The 16,165-nt window shown below is 41.3% G+C and carries 14 protein-coding genes; 5 read left to right on the top strand and 9 right to left on the bottom strand.

Translation table 11 applies throughout. The annotated features are described in order from the left end of the window. The first annotated feature begins 112 nt into the window (after window positions 1-112). The 3 genes from J3L18_RS07865 to J3L18_RS07855 all read left to right on the top strand — a co-directional run bounded on the left by J3L18_RS07865 (window position 113) and on the right by J3L18_RS07855 (window position 3,342). Window positions 113-1,645, top strand: coding sequence for a sensor histidine kinase (locus J3L18_RS07865; RefSeq protein WP_189549275.1), 1,533 nt, complete (start codon window positions 113-115; stop codon window positions 1,643-1,645). Window positions 1,646-2,125: 480 nt separating this feature from the next. After that, window positions 2,126-2,794 carry a BON domain-containing protein gene (locus tag J3L18_RS07860; protein WP_091164276.1) on the top strand — a complete coding sequence of 223 codons (669 nt, stop codon included), beginning with the start codon at window positions 2,126-2,128 and terminating at the stop codon, window positions 2,792-2,794. A gap of 56 nt (window positions 2,795-2,850) precedes the next feature. Next, window positions 2,851-3,342, top strand: coding sequence for a hypothetical protein (locus tag J3L18_RS07855; RefSeq protein WP_189549273.1), 492 nt, complete (start codon window positions 2,851-2,853; stop codon window positions 3,340-3,342). A gap of 299 nt (window positions 3,343-3,641) precedes the next feature. Here the strand turns inward: J3L18_RS07855 and J3L18_RS07850 are convergent, their stop codons facing one another. The 4 genes from J3L18_RS07850 to J3L18_RS07835 all read right to left on the bottom strand — a co-directional run bounded on the left by J3L18_RS07850 (window position 3,642) and on the right by J3L18_RS07835 (window position 8,426). Further along, window positions 3,642-6,023 carry a phosphoketolase family protein gene (locus J3L18_RS07850; protein WP_129570285.1) on the bottom strand — a complete coding sequence of 794 codons (2,382 nt, stop codon included), beginning with the start codon at window positions 6,021-6,023 and terminating at the stop codon, window positions 3,642-3,644. Window positions 6,024-6,049: 26 nt separating this feature from the next. Next, window positions 6,050-7,237, bottom strand: a complete 1,188-nt coding sequence (locus tag J3L18_RS07845; RefSeq protein ID WP_091164270.1) for an acetate/propionate family kinase — start codon at window positions 7,235-7,237, stop codon at window positions 6,050-6,052. Between the two features lie 94 nt (window positions 7,238-7,331). Then, window positions 7,332-7,916, bottom strand: a complete 585-nt coding sequence (locus J3L18_RS07840; RefSeq protein ID WP_129570057.1) for an HdeD family acid-resistance protein — start codon at window positions 7,914-7,916, stop codon at window positions 7,332-7,334. A gap of 78 nt (window positions 7,917-7,994) precedes the next feature. Further along, the gene (locus J3L18_RS07835; protein WP_091164265.1) at window positions 7,995-8,426 is read right to left on the bottom strand and encodes an Hsp20/alpha crystallin family protein; all 432 of its coding nucleotides are present in this window, start codon (window positions 8,424-8,426) and stop codon (window positions 7,995-7,997) included. A 223-nt stretch (window positions 8,427-8,649) separates the two neighbouring features. On the opposite strand from J3L18_RS07835, the gene J3L18_RS07830 reads away from it, so the two are divergent. Next, window positions 8,650-9,510 (top strand): universal stress protein, encoded by an 861-nt coding sequence (locus J3L18_RS07830; RefSeq protein ID WP_091164263.1) that lies wholly within the window; start codon window positions 8,650-8,652, stop codon window positions 9,508-9,510. 90 nt (window positions 9,511-9,600) lie between these two features. On the opposite strand, the gene J3L18_RS07825 is transcribed toward J3L18_RS07830, so the two are convergent. The 5 genes from J3L18_RS07825 to J3L18_RS07805 all read right to left on the bottom strand — a co-directional run bounded on the left by J3L18_RS07825 (window position 9,601) and on the right by J3L18_RS07805 (window position 15,106). Continuing rightward, window positions 9,601-10,788 carry a PAS domain-containing sensor histidine kinase gene (locus tag J3L18_RS07825; RefSeq protein WP_129570056.1) on the bottom strand — a complete coding sequence of 396 codons (1,188 nt, stop codon included), beginning with the start codon at window positions 10,786-10,788 and terminating at the stop codon, window positions 9,601-9,603. Window positions 10,789-10,816: 28 nt separating this feature from the next. Beyond that, window positions 10,817-11,461, bottom strand: coding sequence for an LOG family protein (locus tag J3L18_RS07820; protein WP_243771464.1), 645 nt, complete (start codon window positions 11,459-11,461; stop codon window positions 10,817-10,819). Window positions 11,462-11,906: 445 nt separating this feature from the next. Next, the gene (locus J3L18_RS07815; protein WP_112653682.1) at window positions 11,907-12,785 is read right to left on the bottom strand and encodes a universal stress protein; all 879 of its coding nucleotides are present in this window, start codon (window positions 12,783-12,785) and stop codon (window positions 11,907-11,909) included. A 28-nt stretch (window positions 12,786-12,813) separates the two neighbouring features. Beyond that, window positions 12,814-14,178, bottom strand: coding sequence for a L,D-transpeptidase scaffold domain-containing protein (locus J3L18_RS07810; RefSeq protein ID WP_129570055.1), 1,365 nt, complete (start codon window positions 14,176-14,178; stop codon window positions 12,814-12,816). 109 nt (window positions 14,179-14,287) lie between these two features. Further along, entirely contained in the window at window positions 14,288-15,106 is an 819-nt protein-coding gene (locus tag J3L18_RS07805; protein WP_129570054.1) for a putative universal stress family protein, read from the bottom strand. Window positions 15,107-15,253: 147 nt separating this feature from the next. Here J3L18_RS07805 and J3L18_RS07800 point away from each other — a divergent pair, with 147 nt between their 5' ends. Further along, the gene (locus J3L18_RS07800; RefSeq protein ID WP_189549271.1) at window positions 15,254-16,123 is read left to right on the top strand and encodes a universal stress protein; all 870 of its coding nucleotides are present in this window, start codon (window positions 15,254-15,256) and stop codon (window positions 16,121-16,123) included. The last annotated feature ends 42 nt before the right edge of the window (window positions 16,124-16,165 follow it).

The raw sequence follows: 16,165 nt of genomic DNA, 5'->3' as shown, positions 1-16,165 counted from the left end.
ACACAATAAGGCCCGATTTCATAAGTTTACATAAAGTGAGAAATCCTAACAACTCCATATATATATAACTATTTTTATAAATAAATCTGACCTCTGTTAAATATTATTTACAATGAATGATGAACAAGCCACCTTCATTCAATATTATGAGCAATTACCGGTAGCGGTTTATTTATGCGATCGAAACGATTTGCTCATAGCATATAATAAAGCTGCTGCGACCCTCTTTGAAATAGAACCGCTTAAAGGTAACGATGACTGGTATCCGACTTTAACCAAATACGACCAGGAAGGGCATCTTATTAATACAAATTATAAACCATTGACTACGGGACTTAGAGCCCGAAAGGATATTGTCCGGCAAGAGATCCGGTTTCAGTTATCAAGCGGCGCCGACTGCTACATCCTCGTATCATCTGTAGCTGTACGCGATAAAGATGGCAATTATGATGGCTCCATCCATACCCTCAGTGACATTACTACCCAGCGCAGGTATGAAAAACAACAGGCCCTGCTTGCCGCAATAGTAGGTTCATCCGAAGATGCTATCATCGCCAAAGACCTGTACGGGCAAATCACCAGTTGGAACCGTGGCGCTGAACGGATTTTTGGCTACAAACCTCATGAAGTAATCGGAAAACATGTCGGACTTATCATTCCAAACGACAAACTGACTGAGGAAAAGAGAATCATCAGGGCGATAAGAAGCGGTAAGACGGTAGAACATTTTGAGACCTTGCGTAAAACAAATGCCGGTGTCATTATTCCAACTTCACTGACTATTTCTCCAATACGTGACGCCCGGGACCGAATAATAGGCGCATCAACGATAGCCCGTGACATCAGCAGGCAAAAAAAAGCGGAAGAACAGATAAAAAATTACACTTTACACCTCGAAGATATGGTTGCCCGGCGTACCGCAGAGCTTAACCTTTCCCTGCAAAAAGAAAAGGAGTTGGGGCTGTTGAAAAGTCGTTTTGTGTCAATGGCATCCCACGAATTCCGCACCCCCTTAAGCGCCGTAAAACTTTCGGCTTCCCTCATCGGCAAATATGCTGAAACCTATCACGACCTGAATATTATTAAACATACCGACAAGATCAAGAATGCTGTTAACGACCTTTCCGCCATCCTCGGCGATTTCCTTTCTCTGGAAAAACTGGAATCAGGAAAAATCAGCATTTCGGCATCTGAATTTAATCTCGCAGAATTTTGCCGGGAAATTATTTTAGAAATGCAAATGTTGGCCAAACCTGGTCAAAAACTTATTTATACGCATTCCGGAAGATTTGAAATGGTAACGCTCGACCAGCAATTGTTAAAAAACTGCCTCAATAACCTTTTGTCAAATGCAATCAAATATTCCGGTGAAGACACCCTGATCCGCCTTGACACAGAACTTAACTCAAAAGAATGCAGTTTATCAGTTACCGATCAGGGCATCGGAATTCCGGAAGCGGATAAGGCACATTTGTTCAGTGCTTTCTTTCGGGCAAGTAACACCGGTACAACCCAGGGAACGGGCCTTGGCCTGAATATCGTAGCGCGGTATGTAGGCCTAATGAATGGAGCCATCAAATTTGAAAGCCAACCCGGATTTGGAACCATTTTCACACTTCGTTTTCCCCGGCTAAGCGTTAGCTAAAGCGGGGATTATGTATAAATGAAGGTACCACACAGATGAATGATATAGGTTAGCGCATTCGCCCAATCAATACATGTCGTTGTCAAAAATTGGATCATTGATTATGATATGGCGCTTTTGAGACTTTTCCAATGCACCATCGCATTGCAGTTTTTAGGCTATCTGAACAAAACGGCTATGCCAACAGCTTTCAGGCGGATCCACTTACTGGCATAACCTACTGTTTTTAAAACTGGATCCTATATACTTTCAGATGATTGGACAGGTGTTGCACTTACTTGTTTGCGCTAATTGCAGCTTAGCTTGTAAGCAATAACCAGTAATCTTTACCACTGTTAGCGGGGTGCTTAATGGCTTATCTGCAGCACCCGCAAAGTTGATGAACATCATCGAAATCACTGATTTGAATCATGGCATATCACACTGTTTTACAAGTACTTTGAGGTACAATAAACAATTTCTTAACTTAATCATCAAGTCATGAAAACAGACAGTCAAATTCAAAAAGATGTAATGGATGAATTGAAATGGCAGCCATTTCTAAACTCATCTGCAATTGGTGTGGCCGTTAAAAATGGCATTGTAACCCTTTCGGGTACAGTGGATACATTTTCAAAAAAAATAACTGCTGAAAGGGCGGCTAAAAAAGTTATCGGAGTTAAAGCTATAGCAGAAGACATCCAGATCGGTGTTTCGCCGGTATACCGGAAAACCGACACAGAGATAGCTGAAGCAGTGCTAAATGCGCTTAAATGGCATTCAGCTGTGCCTGATGACAAAATCAAAATCAAAGTAGAAGATGGCACCGTAACTATGGAGGGTGAACTGGAATGGGAATATCAGAGGGTTAGCGCGAAGACCGCGATTCAAGATCTCACCGGCGTGCGTTCGGTCATCAATCTTATAACCCTAAGGCCCAGGATATCTCCTGCCGAACTGGAACAAAAGATCAGTGCTGCTTTTCAGCGCAGCGCAAACATTGATGCAACTAAGGTACATGCCGGCATCAGCGGCAACACTGTTACTCTAACCGGCAGGGTACGTTCATTTGCCGAAAGCGAAGATGCTGCGGATGTGGCGTGGGCTGCTCCAGGCGTATTTCATGTGGTCAATAATCTTGACATTGAAGAACCAGAGCTTGCCTTTTAATCCCAGAAAGCGCCGCCTGTTAAGAGCGGCGCTTTACTACCCATAATCTCATAGATATGGAACAATCTCCGATGCTCCTGGTAGCGTATGGCTTTTCAAACATAATCGGACTGCTGATTCTTTGGTCATCTTTCCGAAAACCCTGGATAACGCGGCTGGCCCTTGCATTACTTTTTGCCTGGGCCGCCTGGACAAATTATACGGTTTGCAGGGCACATCCAAATACGTACCTTGGTTTTAGCAGGTATGCATTTAGTTATCTCGGTTTCATAAATGGTTGGTTCAGCTTACATATTATTCAAATGGTTACGGCAATTGCCATTGGCCAGGCCTTGATTGCCATTGGTTTGGCATATAAAGGAATTTGGGTAACGCTCGCCTGCGCCGGAGCTATTATTTTTTTTCTGGCAATTACGCCTTTAGGATTTGGTTCGGCATTTCCTTTTCCACTTTTAGTAGCCTTTGCCACGTGGAAAGTAATTGGCACAGACAAGGGCAAACTTTTATGGACACAACTTAAAGGTGAGTCACCCAAAAAACAGTTTTAACCGGATATAAAGGTTCAGCTCCTGTGATCAAAGCGCCCTGGCGCCGGCCACTAATGCAACTTAAATAATGCCTTTTGCTTTGACCAGAGCCTGCCTTATCTTTATATTTTAAAAAAAAGGGCTTTAAAACACAACAAGCATTATACTTTACATGCAATCCGCATGCTTAACGGAGCCGGCTTTTGGAAAACTTCATTGCTGTTTATCAATAAAAGTTGTTGCTTGCCGGTGAGCAAAGGCGTACAAAAAACCAAAGAACTATCAGAAGCCCAAACTATTTTTTCGGAAGTAACCACCTTTCAAGCTTTCCACCGCCAATTTTTAATTTCAGGCATATCCTCACCATTCATATTGATGTATTGTTTGTGCTCAACCAATTTGTCCATTAGGTTTTGTTTGAGATATAAGCCTTTACTACCCAGATGCGGCAATCGATCGATTACGTCCATTACGAGATGAAACCTATCCATTTCGTTAAGTACGGTCATGTCAAAAGATGTCGTTATTGTGCCTTCTTCTTTGTAACCTCTTACATGAATGTTGTTATTATTGGTCCGGTTGTAGGTAAGCCTGTGAATAAGCCATGGATAGCCATGAAAAGCGAAGATAACGGGTTTATCGACAGTAAAAAGTGCATCAAAATCATGGTCGTTCAAACCATGCGGGTGGCTGGATTGCCTTTCCAGCTTTAACAGGTCCACAACGTTTACAACCCTTATCTTTAAATCCGGAAAATGTTCACGTAATATGGATACAGCAGCCAGTGTTTCTAATGTAGGCACATCACCGCAGCAAGCCATCACAATATCCGGCTCACAGTCCTGATCATTACTTGCCCAATCCCATACCCCAATGCCTCTTGAACAATGAACCACAGCCTCATCCATACTTAACCATTGAGGAGAAGGATGCTTCCCTGCTACCATGACATTTACATAATGTTTGCTGCCCAGGCAATGAGCCATAACAGACAAAAGGCAGTTAGAATCCGGCGGCAAGTAAACCCTCACAATTTCTGATTTTTTATTAATGACGTGATCAATGAATCCCGGGTCCTGATGGGTAAAACCGTTATGGTCCTGGCGCCAAACGGTTGAAGTAAGCAGGATATTCAGGGATGCTATCTTTCTCCGCCATGGTATCTCCCGCGTCATTTTCAACCACTTGGCGTGTTGGTTAAACATCGAATCAACGATATGTATAAACGCCTCGTAACAATTGAATAGCCCGTGCCTGCCGGTTAGCAAATACCCTTCGAGCCAACCTTCGCACTGATGTTCGCTAAGCATCTCCATTACCCTCCCCTTTGGAGCAAGATATTCATCGTTTATATTAATATCAGCGTTCCACTGGCGGCTGGTAGTTTCAAAAATTGCCTCTAACTTGTTTGAGACAGTCTCGTCGGGGCCGAAAACCCTGAAATTCTGAGGATTAAGTAATGTTACGTCGCGCAAAAAGCGGCCGGTCACATGCACATCTCCTTCACCCATAATACCGGGGCAATTCACGTTAAATGCGTAGCGCTGAAAATCTGGAAGAATTAATTCTCTGAGCAAAAGCCCCCCATTTGTGTGAGCATTTGCTCCCATCCTTCGATTGCCTTTTGGTGCTATTTCCGCAATTTCTTTCTTTAAGCAACCATTAGTATCGAACAACTCTCCGGGCCGGTAACTCTTCATCCAGCTTTCGAGCATTTGCAAATGACTCTCCGGGCTTGACTCAGAAACGGTAAGCGGTATTTGATGAGAGCGAAATGTGCCCTCTATCTGCTTTCCATCAACAACCTTTGGCCCGGTCCATCCTTTTGGTGAATTTAGTATGATCATCGGCCATTTTGGTCGCTCCTGCCCTGGATGCTCTATGGCATTATATTTTATTTGCTTTAGAAAGTGTACCGCTTGCTCTAAGGCAGCAGCCATAGCCTGGTGCATAATTGCGGGGTCCGAACCTTCGACAAATAAAGGAAAGTACCCATAACCATGAAATAATTGTTCGAGCTCGATGTGAGGAATACGGGCTAAAACCGTAGGATTTGAAATCTTATAGCCGTTCAAATGCAAAATTGGTAATACAGCGCCATCGGTAAGCGGGTTCAAGAACTTATTAGAATGCCAGGCAGTTGCCAGCGGGCCGGTTTCGGCTTCTCCATCGCCTACAACACAGGCAGCAATGAGGTCCGGATTATCCAGCACAGCGCCAAATGCATGGCTTAACGAGTATCCAAGTTCGCCTCCTTCATGCATTGATCCCGGTGTTTGGGGTGAGGCATGACTGGATACACCACCTGGAAATGAAAACCGTTTAAATAAATTTTTCATCCCCGCGCGGTCCTGGCTAACTTCCGGATAAACTTCACTGTAGGTCCCTTCCAGGTATGTACCTGCTGCTACTGCAGGTCCGCCGTGCCCGGGTCCTGAAATATAAAGCATATTTAAATCATATCTGTTAATGATCCGGTTAAGGTGAGTATAAATAAAATTCTGCCCGGGGGTGGTACCCCAGTGGCCTAACTGCATTTTTTTGAGATGTTCTATTTTTAAGGGCTCTTCCAAAAGTGGATTATCGCAAAGATAAAGCTGGCCGACAGACAAATAATTAGCTGCGCGCCAATAAGCATCTAATTTTTCCAAACATTCACCGGTTAACGGCGCGTTATCGATTGATGTGATATCAGTTATCATTGTCATTTTAATTGCTTTAAATAATTTTAAATGTGGATTATTTCATTCACAATCTGCGCCATCATCAGTTCCTCATCAGTTGGTATAATATAGACATTTACCCTTGAATCATTTGCAGATATATTTTTATTTTGGTTAGTGTTTGCTTCAGCGTTAAGTTTAAGTCCCAAAAAATCCAGGCCAGTGCATATCCGCTCCCTTATCACAGGCGCGTTTTCACCTATGCCACCTGTAAAAACCAGGGTGTCAACCCCACCCAAGGCTGCCGTAAATGCGCCAATGGCCTTTTTTATATAATAGCAGAAAAGGTTTATTGCTTCCACAGCTTTAAAATCGGTTGCATCCCGCAAAAGAAGATCCTGCATATCGCCGCTGGAGCCTGAAACACCTAAAAGGCCCGATTCATGATTCATTATTTGAATAAACTGGTCGGCCGAGAGCCCTTCTTTTTTCATCAAATACCATGCTACACCAGGATCTATATCTCCGTACCGTGTGCTCATCGGCAAACCGGAGCCCGGTGTAAACCCCATGGTGGTATCTATGCAATTCCCGCCGTTTACAGCGGCTAAACTTGCACCGTTACCTAAATGCGCTATGATAGTCTTACCGTAACCCTTACCCTCCGAGTTTAACTTTTGCATAATATATTGATAAGAAAGGCCATGAAAACCAAAACGTCTTAATCCGGTAGCCCTAAACCGATCCGGCAACGGAAGTAGTTTCGCTACGGGTGCCATATTCTGGTGAAAGTAAGAGTCGAAACAAACGTATTGCTGTAACTGCGGATGACGATGACGGAATATTTCAATCAGTTTAATTTCATTTGGCAAATGTTCGGGATTGTCACCGGCAGCCTGTTTCAGTTCATTTAGTAAGTTTTCCGTAACCGGCGCGGGGGAACTATCTTCTATTCCGTGTACAACCCGATGTGCGATTATTTTCACCTGCGAAAACATGGGCTGGCATTCGATCCAGTTGGCGAGAAATTTTATGACTGATATAAAGTCAGTTACATCGCCCGGTATTGTTTCGATCTCGGTAAATTGCTGTCTTGTCAATATAAATGATGTTCCTGGCAAACCAATACGTGTTATTCGCCCTTCTCCAACTTTCTGAATGCCGGTTGACAGTCGAAAGAAAGAGAACTTGATGCTTGACGAGCCGGCGTTGAAGACAAGTAAGGCAGCTGATTTTGAATTGTCAGGATTCATTATTCAGGGATTTAACATTATCAACAAATATCAAATGGCTGGGATCCTCAAAACATGACCGCCATCACTAATTCCGATGAGTAACAGCATTTAGTTAACTTTTGGCTTTACCCGAAGAAAGACTGATGATATGCCTAACCTTAAAAGAAATAACCACTCTGAAAATACCTGCTCCCAAAAAAGCCATTCCTGTCCATACGATCAGGTTCGCGATACCAAAAGCAGGATAAGCAAGAATGCCAACTGAAAAGAAAATGATAACCAAGCTATTAAACATGATCCAGCCCCAACTCTCGATACCGTAAGCACGCATATCAAGCGCGCTTCCTATACCCATTATGCCTCTTACAAGCAACCAAAATCCAACAATAATCGGAAGCAACATCATAGTTATTGTTGGGTAGGTAAACAAATAACTACCTATAGCTAAATCAATCAGTCCACTTGCCAGCAGCCATCCCCAGCGTTCAATATGCCGGATACTTATCATTGCAAAAACAGTTTCAAAAAGGCCGGTCATCATCATTCCTGCGGCAAACGTAATACTAAGTGAAAGATACGACTGCAGCGGCGATAAAATCACCCAAAAACCAAGAACACAAAGCAGGATACCAGATAACAGCATCAATATCCAATATCTGGACGGGACAATTACCCTGTTATAAACTACAGCTTCCATAGTTTGATATTTTTTGCGGCGTTTGATCAAAGAAGAAGTTGCACCTGTACAATCAAAGTACAGGCGCAACGCGGTTGATCAGTCAATGTTAATTTTCTTTTTCTCTGCAACAGCAGGGGTTGTTTTACGGATATCAATAGTCAGCAACCCGTTCTTGTAATTTGCTTTAATGTGTTCATCGTCCACATCTTCCGGTAAGTTGAAGCTTCGGGTAAAGGAACTGCTTGAAAATTCTTTGCGGGTGTAATTCTCTTTTTCCTCATTATGTTCCTCCCTGGTTTCGGCGCTGATAGTCAGCAAACCATTTTCAATACCGATATTGAAATCATCTTTCTTAAAACCCGGGGCGGCAACTTCAAGTTCATAGTTCTCTTTCTTATCACGGATGTTTACCGCGGGCAATAGCTCCCGATTGAAGAAAGGATGATTAAAGAAATTGTCGTTGTTCCAGAAATCCTCCATCATTGAACGCAATGAGGGAATGTTGTTTGATTTTACTAATGTTGACATAGCGTTGTATATTTAAGTTTATGGATCAAAATTCGGAATGGATTATTCAACCTCACATGACCTTGCTCACAAAGAGCTATGATTTTGAGCATTAAATGCAAGCTGCATTTAACCATTCATGTTTAAAGTCAAGCTCAGTCATGATCATGGTCATTTATAATGAGGAGCGAGATGTGAATATTTGTGTAATCAAATCAGTTACTTAAAAACTCAATTCATTATCATGAAAACTATCCTCGCACTCACCGATTTTTCCGATAATTCATCAAACGCTGTAAATTCGGCTGTACTACTGGCAGGTAAACTGCATGCCAACGTACTTTTGTATCATAACTATGAAACCATAGCGGTAGCGTCTACTTTTTCAGGAGGACCCTACGTAGAAGAAGAGTTTTTTTTAGCCACTACCGAAACAAAGAAAAAACTTGATCATCAATTAAATACACTACAATACATTGCAGATGGGATTGATAAAACCGAACGAAAGCCAACGCTCAAAGGCTTAAGCGGTGACGGTAACCTGAAAGATAATCTCAAACAAATAATTGATGAAAACCAAATTATGTTTATAACGATGGGAGCCCCGTCAGGTACCTCTATCGAACACTTGTTTTTCGGCAGCGAAACAAATAAAATAATTCAACATACACAACGCCCGGTATTGGTTGTACCAGCCAATACCAGTGTTAACAATATTAAAAAGACAATATTCGCTACTACCTTCGATGAAGCGGATATCACGCCACTACATTTCTTAATTGGCCTGGGAAAAATCTTCAAGTTCAGTATTGAAGTAGTACATGTAAATCAGCCGGTAAAAGATAAGAAACAGCAAATTGAAAAGGAAGAAGCTTTCCAAAAACATATTGCCAAATTCGGGTATGACCATATTTCGTTCAAGAACCTCGGAGGCCGCGAAGTTGCGGACCGGCTACACCGTCATTGCGCTGAAGAAAAACCTGATCTCCTCGCGGTAGTTCATCACCAACATTCTTTTTTCAGGCGCTATTTTGAACATAGCACTACCAAAGAAGCTCTTAGCGACCTAAAATTGCCGCTGTTCATTTTCCCTACTATTATTTAAACCCGGTTCAGTTTATTAAAAGCGGTCCATTCAAAAATGGGTACAATCCATACTTTGAATGGACCATTGGTATCAATTACATGAAGCGGCTTATTGAGCCGGAAATTTCATTTCGAACACGGTGCCATTTCTCAGACTCGTATTAAAGCTTATTCTTCCGTTCATCAGCTCAACATATCGCTTCACAATGTTAAGCCCCAGGCCGGTCCCTTCTATGTCAGTTGTATTACCGGCCCTGAAAAATGGCTGAAATATACTATCACAATCTTCGGTTGGAATTCCCATACCATTATCCCGTATACTAATGATGCAGGCGCCTTTTACAAGCTGGGCATTTATATTGATTATACCGTCTTCCCCGGAATATTTAATAGCATTGGAAATGAGATTAATAAGACAATGCCTGATCAATTGATTGTCAAGCATTACATTGATGGTGTCGATATCGTCATTAACAATAATTTGCTGATTGGCCTTTTTCAGCAATGACATCTCCGCAGCTATTTCTTTTATCAGAGCTCCCAGGTTAAAGATTACACGATGAATATTTACACTGCCGGATTCAATGCGTTCGATTGACAAAAAATCATTCAGGATACCGGTAAGATCTGTTACAGCTCCTTTAATTTTAGCAAGATGCTCGAATATTTTGCCCTTGTCCAGCCTTTCAAAATACCTTTCTATCAGCGATGCAGATAACTGAATGCGGCTAAGAGGGGTCCTGAATTCATGTGAAGCTATCGATACAAAACGGGTTTTCATTTTATTAACCTCTTTCTCTTTATTCAAAGAGGCGTTTACTTCTTCTTTTGCCTGTTCAAGCGTCTGGACGATATTCTTCAGGAAGGTTGTACGCTTTTCGACAATTGTCTCGAGCTCTGAAGTATATTGCCTTTGCTGTTCTTCAATTTCTTTTTCGAGGCTAAGGTCATGAATTACACCGGCGTACACCGCTTGCTGCTTAAATAAAACCTCACTTACTGAAAGTCTTGCAGGGAAGGAACTTCCGTCTTTTCGTAATGCTACAATCTCCCGGCCTTTGTTAATTATCTTCGCATAACCTGTTTCTTTATAAACATCTATACTGCGGTTGTGTGATATGCGTGCCTGTACGGGCATTAAATAGTCAACATTCAAACTGCACAGTTCACCCGACTGATATCCAAACAATTCGTCAGCAGCTGGATTTGCATAAATGATCTGTCCGGTTTTATCAATTATAATAATACCATCTATCACATGCTGTATAACGGCTTTTAAGAAATTCAGATCATTCATATTGATAGCGGTATTGATAATAAAACTATTAAATGTGTTCCAAAAGCCACTTTATAGGAGTGATTGGCTTTGCCGGCTTTAGCCCAAACGTTTTGATGCACTTTTCGGAAATTAAACTAACGGCTTCTGCTATGTCATCAGTTATCAAATACAACTTCATATCACCAGGCCCTATTGTTCCATTAGCCTTCATGAGATCGATATGTTCAACAAGTTTGCAATAGTATTCTTTACCGAAAATAATCACCGGGAAGTCTTTTATCTTGTGTGTTTGGATCAGGGTAAGCGCTTCAAAATATTCGTCCATTGTACCGTATCCCCCAGGCATAACAACAAAGGCAAAAGAGTATTTGACCAATAACACCTTCCTTACAAAAAAATGTTTCATGTAAACCCATTTATCGAGGTATTGGTTAGGCTTCTGCTCTACAGGAAGCTGGATATTACAGGCAACAGACCGGCCACCAACATCCTTAGCTCCCCTATTAGCCGCTTCCATAAGTCCGGGCCCTCCCCCTGTCATAATTGTAAAACCGAGTTTCGCAAATTCGGCAGCAGCTTTCCGGGTCAGTTCATAATAAGGATGGTCTTCCTTAAATCTGGCCGAACCAAATACCGTAATGCAGGGGCCAATAAAATGTAATGCACGGAATCCTTTTATAAATTCCCACATTGTTTCGACCGTAAAACGTAGCTCTTTAAATCGCGAATGGGGCCCCTCCAGGAATGCGATCTCAGATTTATTGCTCTCTTTAGACATCACTAATTATAATTAAAACAAAGCTTTATCTTTATTCCATTTAACCTGCCGCAACATTGAATATATGCCAACGCCCTCTCTCTGATAGCAATTGGCCTTAAACTCTTCAATTTCACCTTTAGTGACGTTACATGTTAAATTAATCAGGTCATCAGGTTTATTAACGATTCCATAGGTTTCGGTAGGCTTACAAATTGACAGAACAAACAGTAGGCTTACCATATATTACCGGCCATTATTAATATGACTTCATATTGCTTTTTTAAGGCTGCAAACGCCTGTTAAGATGTGCGTGAGATTTTATAATATATCCCTTCTGAGTAAAAGTTTTCGATCCTAATTCGCGGTCTAAAAAACACTAAAAATGTACGGCAGATAATCCCTCAGGCAGCACCAACAACGGAATCTCTATATGATGTGAAAGTTTTTGGGTATAACTGATGCCAAAAAGCTTTTCAAGCGAATTTACTTTACGGTGCACCATAACAAGCATATCAACTGTGCCATGTTCGCTTAGCCAGTCGAGGCCATGCATTACATCTACACTTTTTATATGTCTGTAATAAACTTTAGCGTAATTGGCTTTGCAGGTCACCTCCTTCAAAAAATCATCTACTTTACGCTTATCATCTCCCTCTTCAATTTTATCATCGGTAATATGTGCTATTAATAATTCGGCATTAAAATAATAGGCAAGGCTTGCTACCGAATGAATTAGTTCAATGTCGTTATCGTTCAGATCTGTAGCGAAAGCGATTTTAAATATGGGATGAAAATGAGCATTTGCCGGGATCAGCAAAACCGGGAAGGAAGCTTTATTGATCACGTCCTGTGTATTGCTACCCAAGAAAAACCTGCTTATGGCCCCGGCTCCCGACATGCCCATAACCACCATAACGCATTTTTGCTCTTCTACCACGTTTCTGATTACATCCACCACATCACCTGTAGCACTACGCGTGTTTATAAACTCCCGATCGCCGACCGCTTCATCTGAGTGGATGTCATGCAATAATGCAGCCGACAAGCTTTGCAGTTCCTGCGTTGTCTCTTCTTTGAGGGAATTATAATCTTCGAGCGGCCAGGCCACCTGATTTGCCATCGGTGATTCGTCAGGTACTTTTATAGCATGGCATAATATTACGCCTGCTCTGATAATTTGCGCAATATTTACAGCATAACTTGCCGCATTTTTTGCCTGCGCCGAAAAATCTGTTGGAACTAAAATCGTTTTCATAATTTTTCAAAATCATAATTAAAACAGCTCACTTTGTTTTATTGACGGGTTTAAGGCCATAAAGCTGATTTTCGACCTTACTGTCAAGGTTATATATATCTTCATATTTCACAATCTGGCCATCCACAATAGCAGTAGTGATATAAGTGATCCTGATTGGGACAGGCTTTTTAAGTTGAAAAACTTTAATTTCCCGATCCATCAGGGCTCGGTGCATGGATTTTATGTCAGTTTTATTTCCGGCTGTAGTTAATAACAATTTGGCAAGTTCTTCTCCCCGCTCAATTCTTATCGCGCCATTACTCGTCGCTCTTTTTTGCTTCTTGAATAAATTCTTGTCAGATATACCCAACAACTCTATACCTGCCTTATTGCCGGGCATGAAATAGATGTAAGTACCATTTTTTTGATTGCCTGTTTTTTGTTTAAAAAACAGATTATACGGAATCATTTTGTCTCTCTGATTAGTTTTGGGATTTACAGCGCCTGTTCCGGTAGCAAAATCTGTAAGCGTACTTACCATTAAGGGTGTTGGTGTAGCAGGGGCCCCTACAACTATTTTGAAATTAAACGTTGTATCCGGCAGGACTAATTTTAATGTATAAGTTGGAATATTAATCTGGATATAAGTACTATCGTTTATTTCGGCCCACCGTAGCCGCTCCATATTCACAGCAATTTTTCTCACATCGGCTTCAGGCGTTTCATAGCAGTCTCCTTCATAAAGCCCTTTAATCAAATGCAACTGATGTTGAAATATTGCGTACTCTTTATTTAAAGGTTGCACTTTTACTACTGCATCCATAAAGGCAGGTAATTTGAGCGCATTAGTTAATATTTCTTCGCTATTAAAGCCGTTAATGGTTGCCCTATCAATTTTTGCTGGCGGATAATACGGGTTCAGTTTGCCGAAATGCAGGTTATTCATAAAAGCGAGCATAGCGTCGGTGAGGAATATCTCAAACCGGGCCTTTTGCTTGTTGCTTACTTTACCGGGTTGTTCGAGTATGGTGTGCAAGGTGGTATACTGCAGCTCTTTAGGATGATAATCTTCGTGCCTTAAACCAAATTGCAACACACAATCAATCAGGAGCATGGCAGCCCATGTTTTATTTTGATCTTTTTGTTCCACTGTCCATACCGGAGCAAAAGCCCGTTTTTCGTAAAACCGCTTAGCTGAAACAGGAAAATACAAGCTATTATTCAATGCCTTATCATTCAGTTGCCCGGCGATCTGTGCTGTGATCGAAGTATCACTTGTATTGAAAATAATGGTTTTTCCTGGTGCATAGCTTTTTGACATGGCTCCTACCGGCATAAAAAAAATACACAAAACAAACAGCCAAATAAGGGTTTGTTTACTGGCGGCAAAGCTTATTTCAATTATTTTCATAATATCTTTTTTATGATGTAAAAATGCAATGCCTGGTAGGTTAAATTAGTGACGACGGTCATTTATCCAATTGATCCTGAACACTCAAAACAGTTTAAACTTTGTAAAATCAATATGGAAAGACAAGCACCGGGATGCCTACTTGTACAGGAACAGAAGTATCGCTACCCTCGGTTCTCAACTGCTCACAATGAAATCGGTGATGTACAACCGCCAGCAGATCGGCATGCATATTATGTATCATAACATCAACAGCCCGTGACATATCACGTTCTTTTGTATTACTAAAAAACAGCCTCTCATAGCCGATTTTTTTACTTATCTCGTCGCTAAAAAGTGTTAGCGCATAATTTTGTTCTATATGGGGCAAACCCTTTGCCGAAATATGAGCAAGTAACAGATCTGCCCGAAAGGCCTGGGCCAAAGAAGCAAGATGTTTCAAAACATTTAACCGGCAATATCGTAAATCAGCGGTGTAAACCAAGCGCTCAAAACCACCATCAAACTTCAGGGGAACAAGCATCACCGGGCAAGATATCCGGTTTAAAACCGCCTGCACCTTAACGTCCCGATTAAATGGTGCCGATTCTGGTAACCCTTTTATAACCATCCAAACGCAATTTTTATTGATGTAAGCAATCAATTGCGCTTCCGTATCACTTGATACTTCAAGTTCTTCAATTAGCGGCATATGTTCACCTTCTTTTACGGAAAAATTGGCCGGTTGGCCACGTAACGGGCCGGGTATGTAACCATCTGCGGCAACGTGCCCCGCCAATTGCAATGCTTTAGAAAACGATGGTTGTTTTACCGGATATATCCGGGCCAAAACTAAATTAGCTCCAATGTGCTTTGCTATATTGAAGGCAAGATGCGTGGCATTTGTAGCGGACGCAGAACCATCGTCAATTACCAGGATCGTTTTCATAGGCTGTGTTTTCAGGTTAATAATTGAAGTACAATAGCAAAATTAGGCATAGGCATATTTTATCCACTTGATGTAAATCAACGATTTACATGATTTTCCTCATACATTTTGCAGGCCTTATCCTCCACATTTATATCAAAAATGGCAATGAAAACAATAATTTCCCTTACTGATTTTTCTCCCAACGCAACGCATGCAGCGCATTATGCTTTAAAACTGTCACTTGGTTTAAAAGCTGATTTGGTATTATGTAATGCTTGCCTGTTGCCAATTGATATACCGAGCCCTTATACCATCACATGGCCGATTGAAGAATACGACATGTTAAGCAAGGAAAGTACCGCTATGCTGGAATTGCTAAAAAGCCAGCTTGCAACCTGGTCAGAAACTTTGAACGTCGATAATAGATTCAATCCACGCATATCCATTAAGAGTTCTTTTGGAGACTTGAATAACATGATAGAGGCCCTATCCTCCACAAATGATATTGTCATGGTGGTTGCCGGCACTCATGACAAAGACGGCTTAAATACGCTTTTACAAGGGAACACGGTAAAAAACATGATGAACAGCTTTGATTTCCCGTTATTGCTTGTTCCACCAACTGCAGGGTTTAATGACATAAAACGGATCGCGTTTGCCACCGATTTAACTTGTACCAAGGATGATATAATTGCTCTTGAATTTTTAAACAAATTGATAGAACCACTCACTGCGGAACTAATTTTAACATCAGTAAACAACCACCCGGACCGTACTGGCTTAAACGAACAATTTATAGAGCAAATACTTAATGCTATTGCCAATCAGGAAAAATGCTCTTTCTTGAGTAAAAGAATTATAAGAGCCGACAAAATCGAGACTGGGCTTTCAATGCTTTGCGCAAACGAACGTATAGATATACTGGCAATGGTACATCACCATTTTAACTTTATAAAACGACTTTTTCATGGCAGCCATACCCTTGAAATGGCTAAAAACATTAATATTCCGTTGCTGATATTAAACGCGAAATAGAATTTAACATGCGCATTACCATACACGGGTACAATATCATCT

Source organism: Mucilaginibacter gossypii, from assembly GCF_017569325.2.
In the GTDB taxonomy this organism is placed as follows: domain Bacteria; phylum Bacteroidota; class Bacteroidia; order Sphingobacteriales; family Sphingobacteriaceae; genus Mucilaginibacter; species Mucilaginibacter gossypii.
Note: the sequence above shows the minus strand (reverse complement) of the source record. Positions and strands in the feature narration are given on the sequence as shown.